At 71.3% G+C, this 13867-nt stretch carries 13 protein-coding genes; 2 read left to right on the top strand and 11 right to left on the bottom strand.

Going from position 1 to position 13867, the window contains the following annotated elements; translation table 11 throughout:
* Positions 1 to 3 precede the first annotated feature (3 nt).
* A complete protein-coding gene (locus ACZ56V_RS19980) occupies positions 4 to 1809 on the bottom strand; it encodes a bifunctional sugar phosphate isomerase/epimerase/4-hydroxyphenylpyruvate dioxygenase family protein (protein WP_468943900.1) in 1806 nt (601 codons plus the stop codon).
* Between the two features lie 14 nt (positions 1810 to 1823).
* Positions 1824 to 2702 carry a shikimate dehydrogenase gene (locus ACZ56V_RS19985; protein WP_398918473.1) on the bottom strand — a complete coding sequence of 293 codons (879 nt, stop codon included), beginning with the start codon at positions 2700 to 2702 and terminating at the stop codon, positions 1824 to 1826.
* Between the two features lie 164 nt (positions 2703 to 2866).
* Here ACZ56V_RS19985 and ACZ56V_RS19990 point away from each other — a divergent pair, with 164 nt between their 5' ends.
* Entirely contained in the window at positions 2867 to 3532 is a 666-nt protein-coding gene (locus ACZ56V_RS19990) for a TetR/AcrR family transcriptional regulator (protein ID WP_356371727.1), read from the top strand.
* Between the two features lie 162 nt (positions 3533 to 3694).
* Positions 3695 to 5059, top strand: a complete 1365-nt coding sequence (locus ACZ56V_RS19995; protein ID WP_468943904.1) for an MFS transporter — start codon at positions 3695 to 3697, stop codon at positions 5057 to 5059.
* Between the two features lie 100 nt (positions 5060 to 5159).
* On the opposite strand, the gene pqqE is transcribed toward ACZ56V_RS19995, so the two are convergent.
* The 9 genes from pqqE to ACZ56V_RS20040 form a co-directional block, all read right to left on the bottom strand.
* A complete protein-coding gene (gene pqqE, locus ACZ56V_RS20000) occupies positions 5160 to 6263 on the bottom strand; it encodes a pyrroloquinoline quinone biosynthesis protein PqqE (RefSeq protein ID WP_468943907.1) in 1104 nt (367 codons plus the stop codon).
* Positions 6260 to 6529, bottom strand: coding sequence for a pyrroloquinoline quinone biosynthesis peptide chaperone PqqD (pqqD, locus tag ACZ56V_RS20005; RefSeq protein WP_467382212.1), 270 nt, complete (start codon positions 6527 to 6529; stop codon positions 6260 to 6262). The genes pqqE and pqqD overlap by 4 nt, the downstream gene beginning before the upstream one ends.
* Positions 6526 to 7218, bottom strand: a complete 693-nt coding sequence (gene pqqC / locus ACZ56V_RS20010; protein ID WP_467382360.1) for a pyrroloquinoline-quinone synthase PqqC — start codon at positions 7216 to 7218, stop codon at positions 6526 to 6528. The genes pqqD and pqqC overlap by 4 nt, the downstream gene beginning before the upstream one ends.
* A 53-nt stretch (positions 7219 to 7271) precedes the next feature.
* Positions 7272 to 8171 carry a pyrroloquinoline quinone biosynthesis protein PqqB gene (pqqB, locus tag ACZ56V_RS20015; RefSeq protein WP_467382214.1) on the bottom strand — a complete coding sequence of 300 codons (900 nt, stop codon included), beginning with the start codon at positions 8169 to 8171 and terminating at the stop codon, positions 7272 to 7274.
* Positions 8172 to 8180: 9 nt separating this feature from the next.
* The gene (gene pqqA / locus ACZ56V_RS20020; RefSeq protein ID WP_468943911.1) at positions 8181 to 8312 is read right to left on the bottom strand and encodes a pyrroloquinoline quinone precursor peptide PqqA; all 132 of its coding nucleotides are present in this window, start codon (positions 8310 to 8312) and stop codon (positions 8181 to 8183) included.
* Positions 8313 to 8397: 85 nt separating this feature from the next.
* Positions 8398 to 9387 carry a ThuA domain-containing protein gene (locus ACZ56V_RS20025; protein WP_468943914.1) on the bottom strand — a complete coding sequence of 330 codons (990 nt, stop codon included), beginning with the start codon at positions 9385 to 9387 and terminating at the stop codon, positions 8398 to 8400.
* A 68-nt stretch (positions 9388 to 9455) separates the two neighbouring features.
* The gene (locus tag ACZ56V_RS20030) at positions 9456 to 11603 is read right to left on the bottom strand and encodes an outer membrane protein assembly factor BamB family protein (protein ID WP_468943916.1); all 2148 of its coding nucleotides are present in this window, start codon (positions 11601 to 11603) and stop codon (positions 9456 to 9458) included.
* Positions 11604 to 11796: 193 nt separating this feature from the next.
* Positions 11797 to 12609 (bottom strand): citryl-CoA lyase, encoded by an 813-nt coding sequence (locus ACZ56V_RS20035; protein ID WP_467382222.1) that lies wholly within the window; start codon positions 12607 to 12609, stop codon positions 11797 to 11799.
* On the bottom strand, positions 12606 to 13826 hold the full coding sequence (locus tag ACZ56V_RS20040; RefSeq protein ID WP_467382224.1) for a CaiB/BaiF CoA transferase family protein: 1221 nt from the start codon (positions 13824 to 13826) through the stop codon (positions 12606 to 12608). Before ACZ56V_RS20040 ends, ACZ56V_RS20035 begins: the two co-directional genes overlap by 4 nt.
* Positions 13827 to 13867 lie beyond the last annotated feature (41 nt).

A 13867-nucleotide genomic window follows, 5' to 3' on the forward strand; every position in this document is an offset into this window, starting at 1 on the left:
GCATCAGCCGCCGGTGAACCCGCGCACCGTGTGCTGTGCGGCCAGCCGCACGGGGGCGTTGGGCGCGCCGTAGCCGCGGTAGCCGCCGTCGCGCTGGACGAGTTCGAAGAAGACCCGGCCGATGGTGAGCGTGTAGCAGTGCCGGAAGGTGCCGTGCTCGTCGCGGTCGTAGAGGATGCCCAGCTCCCGGTACGTCTCCAGCTCGCCGTCGGCGAACTCGTAGCGTGCCGCGAGGTCGTCGTAGTAGTTGGCCGGGATCGGCAGCAGCTCTCCACCGGCCGCACGGTGGTCGCGTGCGGCGGCGACCACGTCGTCGGTGGCCAGCGCGATGTGCTGGGCGTGCGCCGTGTCGTCGATGGGGGCCGCGCCGACGGTCAGGACGATCCGGACGGCGCCGTCGTCGGTGGAGACGGCGCGACTGCGCAGCAGCCCGTAGGGGTCGGCGACGTCCACGCTCCCTTGGGAGCGCAGCCCGAGGACGGCTCGGTGGAAGAGAGCCGCCTCGTCGAACTGGTGCCAGGGCTGCGTCAGGGAGAGGTGGTCGATGCGCCAGCCACCCTCGTCTCCGGCGTCGGGACCGGCGCCCCCGACGTTCTCGAAGTCCGCGCGCCAGTCGGGCAGTCCGGGGCGCTCGGTGGCGCAGAAGAACAGCTCCGTGCCGTCGGGTGCCGCGACCGCCTCCAGCAGGGCGTCCCCGTGGGCGCGGCGGCGTGGCAGCACCGGGGCGAGCAGGGCCTCGGCGCGGCGGGCCGCGCCGGCGGGGTCGGGGGACTCGAGGCCGATGGTGGCCAGCCGGGTGCCGTCGCGGCGCTCGGCGGGACCGGTGTTGACCAGTACGCGGGCGTCGCCCCGCTGCCACAGGTCGACGGGCTTGCCCCGGTGCCGTGCCGTCCGGGCGAAGCCGAGCGCGCCGAGCACCGCCGAGACGGGGGCGGCGTCGGGCGTGACCAGCTCCGCGAAGGCGACGCCGGTGGGTACGGCGGGCGCGGGCGGTGCGACGAGGCCGACCTGTTCCTGGAGGACCAGCAGGGAGCGTCGGGCGTCGACGGCGGTGGGACCGGCCTCGGACTGCCGGAAGACGTCGTTGAAGACCTCCAGGGAGAGGGGGCCGTCATAGCCGGCGCGCATCACGTGCCGCAGCAGTCCGGCGACGTCGAAGCCGCCCTGGCCGGGGAAGCAGCGGTAGTGACGGCTCCACTGGAGGACGTCCATCGCGAGCAGCGGGGCGTCGGCCAGCTGGAGGAAGAAGATCTTCTCGCCGGGGATGTCCTCGATGCCCTTGGGGTCACTGCCGCGCGAGAGGATGTGGAAGCTGTCCAGGCATGTGCCGAGCGCGGGATGGTCCGCGGCCTCCACGACGCGCCAGGCGTGGTCGTAGGTGCTGATGTGCCGGCCCCAGGCGAGCGCCTCGTAGGCGACGCGGACCCCGTGGTCCTGGGCCAGGTCGGCGAGGCGGCCCAGCTGCTCGGCGGCGAGGGCGTCGTCGTCCAGCGTGTGCGGGGAGACGCTGGAGCAGACCAGGACTGTGTCGGCTCCGAGCCTGCGCATCGCCTCGAACTTGTGCCGCGCGCGGCGCAGGGCGCGGGCGAACTCCTCCTCGGGCAGCGCCTCCACGTCCCGCATCGGCTGGTAGAGGTCGATGGTCAGTCCGAGGTCGGCGCAGCGGGCACGGATCTCCTCAGGGGCCAGCGGGCTGGCCAGAAGGTCGTTCTCGAAGATCTCCACGCCGTCGAAGCCGGCCCGGGACGCGGCCGTGAGCTTCTCGGTGAGGGAGCCGCTCAGGCAGACGGTGGCGATGGACGTGCGCACGTCGGTTCCTCTTTCTACTTCGGAGCGGTGGCGGCACCGGCGAGGTCGGTGATGTCGGCGAGCATCCGCGCCGCGTCGGGTTCCCGCCCGGTGATCAGCCGGAACGCGTCCGCGGCCTGGAAGACGGCCATGCCGCCGCCGTCCAGCGTGGCGCAGCCCAGCGCGCGTGCGGTGCGCAGCAGCTCGGTCTCCAGCGGGCGGTAGACGACCTCGGCGAGCCACAGCCCCGGGTGGAGCAGGTCGACGGGCAGCGGCAGCCCCGGGTGGGCGGCCATGCCGGTGGGGGTGGCGTGCACGATGCCGTCGGCCGTGGTCAGCAGTTCGGGCAGGCGGTCCGGGGTGGCGGGGACGGCACGGCCGTCCCCGAAGTGGCGGTTCAGCGAGGTGGCGAGGTCGACGGCGCGCTGGGGCAGGGCGTCGACGACCGTGATCCGTCCGGCGCCCAGGGTGAGGGTGGCGTGGGCGACGGCTGCGCCCGCCCCGCCCGCGCCGAGCTGCACGATCCGCTCCAGCGGCGCGTCCGGCAGACCGCGGGCGAACGATGTGGCGAAGCCGGTGACGTCCGTGTTGTGCCCGATCGCGCGGCCGGCGTCGTCGAAGACGACGGTGTTGACCGCGCCCAGTGCCTCGGCCTGCGGAGAGAGGGCGTCCAGGTGCCGGATGACGAGCTGCTTGCACGGGTGGGTGATGTTCAGCCCGTCGAACGCCAGGTCCCGCGCGGCCCGCACGAGGTCGCCCACCGCCTCGGGCGGCACGCCGAGGGTGTCGATGTCGATCAGCCGGTACAGGTAGCGCAGGCCCTGGCGACCGGCTTCCCGCTCGTGCAGAGCCGGGGTGAGCGAGGGTCCGATGCCGGAACCGATCAGTCCGACGAGATACGAGTCGTTGGCCACCTGGGGACGACCTCCTGAGCGGCTCGGGCTTGGACCCGAGCGAACAATGTACGAACCAGTACGTTAGTCATAGCAGGAGGTTGCGGCGGGAGGGAAGCGCAAGGCTTCTACAATCACCGACACGCCCTGCCCGCACCCCGTCCAGGCCCAGCCGAAGGAACCCGATGACCAGCGTCGACGAACCGGCACGATCCGGCACCCGCACCCGCGACGCCGCCCGCACCCGGGCCGAGATCCTCGACGTGGCGACGCGGGAGTTCGCCCGGGCCGGCTACGACGGGGCCCGCGTGGACGAGATCGCCGCCCGCACCCGCACCACGAAGCGGATGATCTACTACTACTTCGAAGGCAAGGAGCAGCTGTTCACCGCCGTACTGGAACGGGCGTACGGCGTGATCCGGGAGGCCGAGCAGCAGCTCGACGTCGACCACCTGGACCCGGTGGCCGCCATCCGGCGCCTCGCCGAGCTGACCTTCGACCACCACGAGCGGCACCCCGACTTCATCCGCCTGGTCAGCATCGAGAACATCCACGACGCCGCGCACATCGCGTCCTCGGAGATGCTGGCCAGCATCGGCTCCCCGGCGCTCGACGTGATCCGCCGGATCCTCGACGAGGGGCGGCGCTCCGGCCTGTTCACGGCCGACGTCGACGCCGTCGACCTGCACGCGATGATCAGCTCCTTCTGCTTCTTCCGGGTCTCCAACCGGCACACCTTCGGTGCCCTGTTCGGCCGCGACCTGGTCGCCCCGGACCAGCGCGAGCACTACCGGGCGATGCTGGGGGACATGGTGATCGCCTACCTGACCGCGGAGCGCGCGACGGACTGAGGGAGGGCGCTCGCTCAGGACACCACCCCTTGACAGGCGGGACACGTCGGCGCAACATCCCTTCCCAACCGCGACTAACTACCCAGTGGGTTAATTAGTCGTCCGGCACCCCTCCCCTCCGCTCACTCCGTCCCCCGGTGGAGTCCCCCGAAGGAGTACGCCGTGTCCGTCCCCGCCCCCGCCTCCCAGGGCGCCGCCCCGCCCGGCCAGCCGAAGAAGGCCGCCACCGCCGCCTGGATCGGCAGCGCGCTGGAGTACTACGACTTCTTCATCTACGGCAGCGCCGCCGCGCTGATCTTCCCGGAGGTCTTCTTCGACGAGTCCGACCCGGCCACCGCGACGCTGCTGTCGCTGGCCACCTTCGGCGTCGCGTATGCCGCGCGTCCGGTCGGCGCGCTCTTCCTCGGGCACATCGGCGACCGCATGGGCCGCAAGAAGATCATGGTCTTCACTCTGGTCCTCATGGGCGTGTCCACGTTCCTCATCGGGTGCCTGCCCACCCGTGATCAGGTCGGCGTCCTCGCCCCGGTCCTGCTGGTGCTCTGCCGTGTCCTCCAGGGCATATCGGCGGCGGGGGAGCAGGCCAGCGCCAACTCCATGACCCTGGAGCACGCGCCGCCCCACCGACGTGGCTTCTTCACCAGCTTCACCCTCAGTGGCACCCAGGGCGGCCAGTTGCTGGCCACCCTGGTCTTCCTCCCGGTCGCCGCACTCCCCGAGGACCAGCTGCTGGCCTGGGGGTGGCGCGTGCCGTTCTGGCTGAGTGTCGTGGTCGCCGCGGTGGGCTACGTCATCCGCCGCAGGCTCGACGAGACTCCGGCCTTCGCCCAGCAGGTGGCCACGGAGGGCGTCGTGAAGATGCCGCTGGCGGTGCTGGCGCGTGACCATTGGGCGGACGTCCTGCGGGTGGTCGCCGGAGCGTTGATCGCCTCGGTCAGCACGATCTTCACGGTGTGGGCGCTGGCCTTCGCCACGAGTGACTCGGTCGGCATGTCCCGCACCGCGATGCTGTGGGTGGGCGCCCTCGCCAACGTCGCCGCGCTTGCCGCGATCCCGCTGTGGGCGATGCTGTCCGACCGGATCGGCCGGCGCCCGGTGTTCCTGATCGGCGCGGTCGGCAGTGCGGTGACGATGTTCCTGTACCTGTGGGCGATCTCGACCGGCTCCTACGCGCTGACGTTCCTGCTGGGCATCGTCGCCTTCGGTGTCGTCTACAGCGCGGCGAACGGCGTGTGGCCCGCCTTCTACGGAGAGATGTTCTCCACCCGGGTGCGGTTGTCGGGCGTCGCGATCGGTACGCAGATCGGTTTCGCGGTGGCCGGGTTCGCGGTCACCTTCGCCGCGCAGATCGCCGGCCCGGACGGCGACGACTGGTTCGCGGTGGCGCTCTTCACGGCGGCGCTGTGCGTACCGCCGGTGATCGCCGCGTTCTCGGCCCGCGAGACCCATACGGTTCCGACGGAGGAACTCGGCGAGGATGCCCGCCGGAAAGGCGCACGGCCCGAGCCGGAGGCGGTGCGGGCCTGACACCCCGGGCCGCCTTCCTTCCCGAAGCACCGCCACCGGAACCACGACGGCGGTGCTTCGGGACGGGGCAGCATGCGCGGGCGTCTCCGCACTTCGGCGGCTACCCGGCACGGGGACCGGCGCCCGGGGCCTTCGAGGGAAACCGCGGCACGATCTCCCGCCCGGGATCGACCCGGGTGAGGCCCGTCAACACGGCATGGTCGGGGGAGAGGGAACAGGCGGGGTCGGTCCGGGCCGCGTCGCCGGTGAGCGCGTGGGCCTGGCAGCGACAGCCACCGAAATCCTCCGTACGCCGGTCGCAGGTACGGCACGGTGACGGCATCCAGTCGGTGCCGCGATAGGCGTTGAACGCCGGTGACTCCTCCCAGATCCACCGCAGCGACGTCTCCTTGACGTTGGGCGCGCCCAGTCCGGGCAGGGAGGCGGCCGCCGGACACGGCAGGGTCGTGCCGTCGGGCGCGACGGTGAGGGACACCGCGCCCCAGCCGCCCATACAGGGTTTGGGCGTGCCGGAGAAGTAGTCGGGCACCACCCAGGTGATGTCCATGGCACCCGCCAGACGTTCCCGCCAGAGCTCCACGGCGTCGGTGGCGGCGGCGAGCTGCTCCCGGGTCGGCATGAGCGCGGCGCGGTTGAGCAGGCCCCAGCCGTAGAACTGGGTGTTGGCGAGCTCGACGCGGTCCGCGTGCCACCGCACCGCCAGCTCGATCAGGCCGTCGACGACGTCGAGGTTGTGCCGGTGCAGGACGACGTTGACGCCGAGCGGCAGGCCCCGCTCCTTGACCAGGCGTGCCGCCACCTCCTTGGCCCCGAAGGACCGGTGGCCGGCGATCTCGTCCGACCGGACCTGATCGGAGTGCTGCACGGAGAGCTGCACACTGTGCAGACCCGCGGCGACGAGCGCGTCGAGACGGTCCGCGGACAGGCCCACGCCGCTGGTGACCAGCTGGGTGTACAGGCCGGCGTCCACGGCGGCACGAGTGATCTCCACGAGGTCGGACCGCAGCAGCGGCTCGCCGCCGGACAGATGGGTGTGGAGCACGCCGAGACCGGCCGCCTGTCGGAAGACGTCCGCCCACTGGGCCGCGGTCAGCTCCCGCGAACGCCGGGTGAGCTCAAGCGGGTTGGAACAGTAGCCGCAGTGCAGCGGGCAGGCATGGGTGAGTTCGGAGAGCAGGGCCCAAGGTGGGGCGGGAGCCGTCAACGGAGGCAGCCTTCCGTGTGCATGCGGTGCAGGAACGAGGAGATCTCGCGGTGTACCCGCTCCTCCTGGACGCCGTCGGGCAAGAGCAGCGCCGCGATCTCCTCGACGGTGCGCGTGCCGTCGCACAGTTCCAGGACGCCGCGCCCCGAACCGTGCAGGACGACCACCCGCTCGGGCAGCAGCAGGACGTCGGTTCCCCGCGTCCGGTCGTGCCGTAGCAGCGCGGCAGGGGGGACAGCGGGCTTCCACAGCCGGTCGCCGGTCATCGCGTGTTCCCCTGCTGCACACTGTCGAGCAGGCTCCACAGCACGTCGCACTTGAAGGAGAGCGCCGCCAGGGCGCTGTCCTGCTCGTCGCGGGTGACGGCCCACTCCTTCACCCAGGCCAGAGCCTCGCTGCCGTCCCGGCGTCCCTGCGGGACCCGCTCGCGGAAGTACGAAAGACCGGCGGAGTCGATCCACGGGTAGTGCACGGGGAACGTCTCCAGGCGGACCGTCATGATGGACGGGGCACACAACTCGGTGAGGGACGAGGCCACCGCCTCCAGGACAGTGCCGTTGCGGCAGAAGTTGACGTAGCCGTCCACGGCCAGCCGGACACCGGGCAGCAGACGCCGGTGCGACAGCAGGTCCTGCCGGTCCAGGCCCACCGCCTCGCCCAGCCGCAGCCATCTTTCGATGCCGCCGTCCCCGTCGGTGATCCCGTCGTGGTCCTGTATCCGGCGGATCCAGGACCGGCGCCGGCCGGGCTCGTGAAGCTTGGCCAGGATGTGGGAGTCCTTCACGGGGATGTTGCACTGGTAGTAGAAGCGGTTGGCCACCCACGTGCGCAGTTCGCCCGGGCTCAGCTCGCCCCGGTGCATGCGCCGGTTGAACGGGTGGCGGTCGTGGTAGCGGGCGACCGCGAGCTCCCGCAGTCGGCTCTCCAGTTCCCCGGCGCTCCACGGGGCGGCCACTCGCGCGCCCCGCGGCGACGCGGCAAAGGTCTCGGTTCCGACGGTTGTCGTGGTCACAGGGACACCACCATCCTGTCCTCGGCGACGCGCAGACCGAGGTCGGCGAGCCGCTCGTGCTCCGGTGCGTCGGGGTCGACCAGCGGGTTGGTGTTGTTGAGGTGGGTGTAGTACGAGAGCGCTTCCGCGCCGGCCAGGCGCCGCGCGGTGCCCTCGGCACCCCGGATCGGCAGATGACCCATGCCGGAGGCGGTCCGCCGGGAGATGCCGCTGCGCGAGGGCTCGTCCTCGTCGAGGAAGGTGCCGTCGAGCAGGAGGCAGTCGGCGGCGGCGATCTCCTCGTCCAGGGCGTCGTTCCAGGCCGCCAGGGCCGGTGCGTACACGGCGCGGGTTCCGGAGCCGGGATCGCGGACCGACAGAGCACTGCTCCAGGCGGGATGGGACGGTTCGCCGGCCGCGTAACGAGGACGTTTGTCCGACAGAGGCAGCACGCTCACTTCCAGACCCGCCACCTCGGCCGGTCGGCCGGAGCCGTCCGCCGGGAGGTCGTGCCAGGCCAGCGTCGTGTACGGGGAAAGGATGTCGGTCAGCGGCAGGCGGGTGGTCAGGGCACGGCGCACCGGTTCGGTGCACCACACGTCGATCCTGGCGGCCTCGCGCAGGCGCAGCAGCCCCAGGGTGTGGTCGAGTTCGGCGTCGGTGAGGACGACCCGGACCACAGGTGTGCGGCCCTGTCCGACGTCCGGCCGCAGAGCGGGGTGACTCTCCAACTGCTCGGCGACGTCCGGGGTGGCGTTGGCGAGGAACCAGTCACCCGCGCCGCCCCCGTGCACGGCCAGGCCGTCGTGGAGGCGGCGGCGGGAGGGGTGCCGGCGTGCCCCGGCGCAGCCGGGGCACGCGCAGTTCCACTGAGGGAGGCCGCCACCGGCTGCTGTCCCGAGTATGCGCAGCAGCACGGCGTACGCCTACTTGTCGCGCAGGAAGTAGGCGGTGACTTCCAGAGCGGTGTCGATCACCGTGAAGTCGGGGGTCTGCCAGCCGGCGGACTGCTGGTCGGCGGGCTCGGGACGGTACTGGGTGGCTGCTTCGTCGTGCATGGTGACATCACCTTTCGTGTGGGAGGGGAAACGTGCCGCGCGGAGTCGTGCGGCCCCGGCCGCCGCCGCATGACGGCGCCGGACGTCACGTGCAGAACGGCTTCTTGCCCATGGCCGACTCGACGCCGCCCAGCAGCATCTTCTGGAACTCGGCGGCTCCCGGGAACGAGCCGTCGGTGGAGAAGTCCTTCGCGTCGTGCCCGAGGGTGGTCAGCCAGGCACGGCCGCCGTCGTAGTACTGGCACCAGGTGACGGGGTGGTCCTTCCCGTGGCCGGGGTGGTGGTAGTTGCCCGAGACGCCCCCGGCCAGCGTGCTTTCGTCGACCTCGGCGAGGACACGGACCCGGGTGGGTGCGGGGACGAGGTTGTACCACTCGTCGGAGATGGTCCAGCGGTCGGGCAGAGACTTGGTGGAGACGTCCTTGCGGTTCACGGTCCGGACCGTGCCGGACTGGTTACGTCCGTGGTCGTAGAAGTTGGCATTGCCCAACAGGCCCTCGTACCAAGGCCAGTTGTACTCGGTGCCGAAGGCGTTGTGGACGCCGACGAAGCCGCCGCCGCCGCGAATGTACTGGCGCAACGAGGTCTGGGCCGCGTCGTCCAGGGCGTCGCGGCTGGTCGAGTAGAAGATGACCGCGTTGTACTTGAACAGGTCGGCAGGAGAGGCGAGTTCGGAGACGTCCTCGGTGTAGTCGACCTGGAAGCCGTTGTCGGCACCCATCTTCACGACGCTCTTCTGGACGACGTTGGCGTCGGTGAGCGCGGGGTTCATGCCCGGTGCCAGGGCGGGACCGAGGTTGGCGTGCCGCGGGCCGGCGGTCCGGGTGTAGAGCAGGACCTTGAAGCCCTGGGAGGTGTCGAAGTTGCCCCAGTCGTGGTAGCAGCGGGCGTCGGCGCCGCGGCACACGCCGTAGTCGGGATCGCCGAGCTGCTGCGCACCCGGGCCGACGCGGCCCTGGGCGACACTGAGCGTGCCGGTCGCCATCAGGGCGACGGTGATGCCGAGGGTGCCGGCGGCGCCGGTCAGCGCCGCGGCCAGTGGCCGGAGCCGGCGCCGGGGTCGGGAAGATCTCATGAAGCCCTCCTCGTGGTGGTGTCTGGTGGTGCGGGCGGAGAGGAGCAGGCGCATGGTGCGCCCCGGCGCTACTCGACGACGACCTTGCCGGTGTTCTGCGGGGCGACCGGGTCGTTGAAGAAGTACTCGCCGGGGGTGACGAAGGTGTGGGTGAAGGACTGGCCCGGCATGAGCAGTCCGGTGTCGATCTCGGACTCGAAGAAGGAGACCGCGCCGTGTGCCGACGTGTTGTCCGCCGGGTTCACGAAGGTGACGGTGGTGCCCTTGGCGACGACCAGGTGCTGGGGTGACATGGCGTTCTGGGAGACGAGGTTTTCCGTGGGGCCCGGCGCCTTCTTCGCGGTGTCCCAGATGCGGCCCAGGGTGACGGTGTTCTTCGCGGTGTCGCCGGTGACCGCGGCGGCGCGGATCTGGTTGCGCCGGGACGGTGGGGTCGGGGCGGGAGCGGGCCCGACCCGGCCGCCGAGCTTGAACGCCCACAGGTGGTCGCCCTTGGGGACGTCCGGGTAGGGCAGACCGTTGCCGCCGGCCAGCACGGCCACGTACTGCTCGCCGTCGATCTCGTACGTCAACGGGCTGGTGTTGACGCCCGCCCCGCACTGCCAGGTCCACAACTCGCCGCCGTCACGGTCGTCGAGGGCCGTGAGGACACCGTCCGGGCGGCCCTGGAAGAGGACACCGCCGGCCGTGCTGAGGATGCTGTTGCCGTGGGCGAGGGACCAGTCGCCTTCCTGCCGCCACGCGACGGTGTTGGTGCGCGGGTCGACCGCGGCGATTCCGCCGGCGAAGTACTCACCGAGGGGGCGGGAGGTGTTGACCCGGCCGCCGTGGGTGTTGGAGTAGGCGGAGTTGATGAGGCCGTATCCGACGTACACCATGCCGGTGCGGTGACTGAAGGACGGGAATGACCAGTCGGCCCCGCCGCCCGCGCCCGGGTAGAGGATGGTGGCCCGGTCCCAGTGGACCTCGAAGAGGCCGCCCGTCGGATAGAACGGCACGGGCCGGGTCGCCTTGTCGAGGCGCGGTTCGGACTCCACGAAGGGCTCGCCCCCGGGGAAGGGCTGGGTGGGGACGGTCTTCTGTGCCGTGTGTTGCGGCACCGGCCGTTCCTCCATGCCGTGGACCGGTTCTCCCGTCGCCCGGTCGAGGATGTAGTAGATCCCGGTCTTGCTGCCGTAGACGACGACCCGGCGCTTCTTCCCCTTGATCAGGAGGTCGGCGAGAACGGGGGACATGACGTTGTCGTAGTCCCAGATGTCGTGGTGGACGGACTGGAAGTGCCAGCGTCGCTTGCCCGTCTTGGCGTCGATGGCGACCAGGCTGTTGGCGAAGAGATTGTCGCCGCCGCGGGTGGAGCCGTCGGTGCGGGGGTACGGGTTGCCGAACGTCCAGTAGACCAGGCCGAGTTCCGGGTCGACGGCGGGGTGGATCCAGCACACCGCGCCACCGGTCTTCCAGGAGTCGCCCTCCCAGGTGTCGTGGCCGTACTCGCCGGGGCCGGGGGCGCCCCAGAAGACCCAGGCGACTTCACCCGTCTCGGCGTTGAGGGCGTAGCCGCGGCCCCGGGCGCCGGCGGTGCTGCCCTGAGTGCCGATGTAGACCAGTCCGTCCCAGTAGACGGCTGCCCCGGCGAGACCGCCCTTGCTGCCGCCGCACTGGCCCGAGGCGGGGTCGCAGTCGGGGTCGCCCTGGTCCTCGACCAGCAGCTCGCGGCTCCAGACGAGGTCGCCCGTCCGCTGGTTCAGGGCGACGACCTTGTTGTCGCCGGTGATGGTGTAGGCCAGGCCCTTGCCGAGGGCGAGGCCGCGCATGTTGGTGGTCTCGGTGCCGACCTTCGTCTTCCAGATCACCCGGCCGGTGCGGCCGTCGACGGCGAAGACGTTCTGCTGGGCGGTGGCGAGGTACAGCACGCCGTTCTGAGCGATGACGGCGCACTGCTGGTGGTTGGAGGTGGAGCCGTTCTCCAGGTTGATGTGCCAGGCGCCGCGCAGCTTGGCGACGTTGGCGGCGGTGATGCGCTTCAGCGCGGAGTAGTTGTGGTTTCCGAGGTTGCCGCCGGCCTTGGGGAAGTCCTTGCCGGTCGCGGCGTGGGCCTGCGCGGGGACGGGCCGGGCCAGGCCGTCGGAGGTGGCGGCCTCGGCGGCCGTGCCGTGCAGCATGGCGACGGTGGTGGCCGTTCCGGCGGCGGTGGTGGTGAGGAAGCTGCGTCTGTCCATGGTTCCTCTTTCGTGACGGATCCTGATGACCCGTCCGTGACGAGGCTGACGGTTCCCGGATGGGGAGGAAGAGGGGGAGAGGCGGATCATGGTCCGCTGTACGGTTCGCATGGCCCGTACTGTGGTTGCCGATCGGCGGAAAGCCACGTTAGGGATGCCCTTGGGGCGTGGCAAGGGGTGTGACGCGGATTGGTTACGCGTTTTTCGGCTGGGGCAGCCGGGCCGGGAGCACGCCGCGGGGGATGGGGCCCTTGTTGCGGCGGCCCTGGCCGGTCTCCTCCCAGGCGTGGGCGAGGATGCCCACGGAGCGGCTGAGGACGAACAGCCCCCGGGCGAGCGGTGCGGAGAAGCCGAGTTCCGCGTAGATGACGGCCGTTGCCCCGTCGATGTTCATCGGTACCGGCCGCGCGCCGGCCCGGCGGCGTTCGAGGATCGTCTCGACGGCCAGCGCGGCCTGCAGGAAGTCACCGCTCACGGTGCCGTCGGACACCGCCCCCTCCACCAGGAACAGGAGCGGGTCGCGACGGGGGTCGACGGGGTGGAAACGATGTCCGAAGCCGGGCAGGTAGCGGGAACGGCTCTGCCAGTCCGCCATGGTCTCGCGGGCCGCCTCTTCCCAGGAACGTCCCCCGATGCGCAGACGCCGGATGTCGGTGAGCATCTCCACGCACTGCTGGCCGGCTCCGCCGTGTGCGTCACCGAGCATGTTGACGCCGGTGGCCACGGCGTTGTTGAGCCCCACTCCACAGGTCGCCGCCATGCGGGCGGCGGCGATGGAGGGCGCCTGGGGGCCGTGGTCGACGCCTGCCACCATGGCGGCCTCCAGCAGGGCTGACTGGCGTGGCGAAGGCAGGTCGCCGCGCAGCAGCAGCCAAATGACGTCCACCAGGCTCGCGGAGCCGATCAGCTCCTGGACCGGGCGATCCCGCAGTTCGATGCTGCCGGGCTCGATGTGACTGACCGCCGTGGCCCACCACAGGGCAGCCTCGTCCTCCGTGGCGCTCATGACGCGGTGGCCTCTCCGGCAACCGCGGTGGCGTCCCTGGCGGCCGTGGCCGACCAGCGCTTCGCGAGTGCCGTGCGTTCGGCGTTGTGCTGGCCCAGCAGCGGCGGGGGAGAGGGGGGACCGAACGCCTCCCCGTCGACCAGCACCCCGTTGCCCACCACGTGCAGCGGCTGCCCGGCTCGCCCGGGGTGCCGCAGTTCGCTGATGAAGCGGCGGTGGGCCAGCTGCTGCTGCTCCAGCGCCTGAGGAACCGTCAGGACCCGGGCCGCGGGCACCCCGGCGGCGTTCAGGTCGCGTTCCCAGTCTGCGGCGGGGCGCGTGGCGAGCGCCCGGTTCAGCTCGGCGTTCAGCTCGGCTCGATGCACCTTGCGCTGCTCCCGCTCACCGAAGCGGGCGTCGGTGATGAGCTCCGGGACGCCTGCCAGGCGGCACAGGGTCTCGAACTGCTGTTGCTGGTTGGCCGCGATGTTCAGCGGACCGTCCGCCGCGGTGAAGGTGCCGGACGGGGCAGCGGTCGGGTTCTGGTCGCCGAGAGGCTTCGGGGGCACGCCGCTGACCAGGTAGTTGGAGACGGCCCAGCCCATGGTGGACAGGGACGCCTCCAGCATGGACACGTCGAGCCGGCCGCCGGCCCCCGTGCGTTCGCGGCGCAGCAGCGCGGCGCTGATGGCGAAGGCCGCCATCAGTCCTCCGGTGGTGTCGCAGACCGGGAAGCCGATGCGCTGCGGTGCCGTCTCCTCGGTGCCGGTGACGCTCATCATGCCGGTCAGGCCCTGGACGATCTGGTCGTAGGCGGGGGCATCACTCATCGGGCCGGTGTGCCCGAAGCCGGAGATGGAGCAGTAGACCAGGCGCTCGTTGAGCTGGGCCAGGCGCTGGGGCCCGTAGCCCATGCGCTCCAGCACGCCCGCCCGGAAGTTCTCCAGCAGGACGTCGGTCCCCGCCAGCAGGTCCTCGAACAGGGCCCGGTCGGCGGTGTCCTTGAGATCGAGTTCGAGCGACTTCTTTCCCGCGTTCTGGGCGAGGAACGACGCCCCGACGCCCTCGCGGTTGAGCGCGGGGTCGGGGCCGAGGTTGCGGGCGAGGTCGCCCTGGCCGGGGCGTTCGATTTTGACCACCTCGGCCCCCATGAGCATCAGCTGATAGCTGCAGTAGGGTCCGGCGAGCACGTTCGTGAGGTCCAGAACGCGTATTCCGTCGAGTGGGCGAACGTGCATACGGGTCTCCTTCCAGCAGGCGCCGTGTCGGGCGCCGCTGT

This window comes from Streptomyces sp. NPDC034099, assembly GCF_055575415.1.

What these genes read in the sequence shown, in the direction of transcription:
- ACZ56V_RS19990 (WP_356371727.1), top strand. Translation starts at nt 2,867, where the DNA reads ATGACCAGCGTCGACGAACCGGCACGATCCGGCACCCGCACCCGCGAC.
- pqqD (WP_467382212.1), bottom strand. Translation starts at nt 6,529, where the DNA reads ATGACCGGCGACCGGCTGTGGAAGCCCGCTGTCCCCCCTGCCGCGCTG.
- pqqA (WP_468943911.1), bottom strand. Translation starts at nt 8,312, where the DNA reads ATGCACGACGAAGCAGCCACCCAGTACCGTCCCGAGCCCGCCGACCAG.
- ACZ56V_RS20025 (WP_468943914.1), bottom strand. Translation starts at nt 9,387, where the DNA reads ATGAGATCTTCCCGACCCCGGCGCCGGCTCCGGCCACTGGCCGCGGCG.
- ACZ56V_RS20030 (WP_468943916.1), bottom strand. Translation starts at nt 11,603, where the DNA reads ATGGACAGACGCAGCTTCCTCACCACCACCGCCGCCGGAACGGCCACC.
- ACZ56V_RS20035 (WP_467382222.1), bottom strand. Translation starts at nt 12,609, where the DNA reads ATGAGCGCCACGGAGGACGAGGCTGCCCTGTGGTGGGCCACGGCGGTC.
- ACZ56V_RS20040 (WP_467382224.1), bottom strand. Translation starts at nt 13,826, where the DNA reads ATGCACGTTCGCCCACTCGACGGAATACGCGTTCTGGACCTCACGAAC.